2 protein-coding genes are annotated in these 901 nt (G+C 40.2%); one reads left to right on the top strand and one right to left on the bottom strand.

Features of this window, described 5'->3' with window-relative positions; genetic code table 11:
• Nucleotides 1-198: 198 nt before the first annotated feature.
• Entirely contained in the window at nucleotides 199-444 is a 246-nt protein-coding gene (locus R8O11_RS26035) for a hypothetical protein (RefSeq protein WP_043037677.1), read from the bottom strand.
• Nucleotides 445-612: 168 nt separating this feature from the next.
• Here R8O11_RS26035 and R8O11_RS26040 point away from each other — a divergent pair.
• The coding region (locus tag R8O11_RS26040) for an AraC family ligand binding domain-containing protein (RefSeq protein ID WP_318194716.1) at nucleotides 613-901 on the top strand (289 nt) is incomplete at its 3' end.

Raw genomic sequence — 901 nt, forward strand, 5'->3', positions numbered from 1 at the left:
TACCACATCTTCATCCTGAAGATACCTAGTCCATTAGGCTTTTTTCCTGTTCCCGCCAACATCCTGTCGACACAATCAGTATTGATGTTTTGCTGATTACTCTCAATCAGCTAGGTAAAAAAACTTTGGCAGCGAATATTATGAAAAATACTATAAGTTTTAATTTTCAACTATTTATATGCATTTTTTGATTTTATCTTAGTCAAAGATGGTCGTTTTGCTTACATCGCTTGTGAGAGATCTCGCACAAGGTGTCGAGCAAATGTCCGAATTGGCGTCGTTTTTATCCTGTTTAAGAATTTGCTCAAGATCACAACTCGATTTGTAACCATAAAATTTGGCGATGGTGTTAGGTGGGATTTCCATTTCTCTGATAGAGAATTTTGCCCATTCATCGCGTGTCTTGTGCAGGATTTGGCGTAGCTTGATAGTGAAGTGGCTCATAAAAGCTTCCTTAGTTAGTTTGTCTTTACAAGGCAAGAATAAGGAGAGGGGCAACACCAAGTTGATAGTATGCCGTTTAATATCAATACTATTTCGGCGTGATGAAGATTATGTCGGCAATACTGATATTATTTGAGCGTGAAACAATACTATCTTGTGGAGTTGCCAATGGCGCACATCGAAAAAGTACCGCAGAGACCAGGTTTTTCTTGGCGCTATCGTCGCATTGATGAGGTAGAGAAAGAGTACGACCTCCATTTTCACGATGATGTGTTTGAGTTGGTCATTCATCGACATTTCACTGGCAGTTTGCATATTGGTCATCACGAATTAGAAGTGACTCACAACCAAATGCTATTGATCGCGCCTGGTGTGCCTCATTCAATTCACTCCACATTGGTCGAAAGCAAGTGCGAGACTCATGTGATTTGGTTTAAGCGTGAGTGGATTGCCAATT

Source organism: Vibrio sp. 1288, assembly GCF_033344475.1.

Bases quoted from the DNA above. Each gene is read 5' to 3' on its own strand.
- R8O11_RS26035 (WP_043037677.1), bottom strand. From the start codon at position 444: ATGAGCCACTTCACTATCAAGCTACGCCAAATCCTGCACAAGACACGC.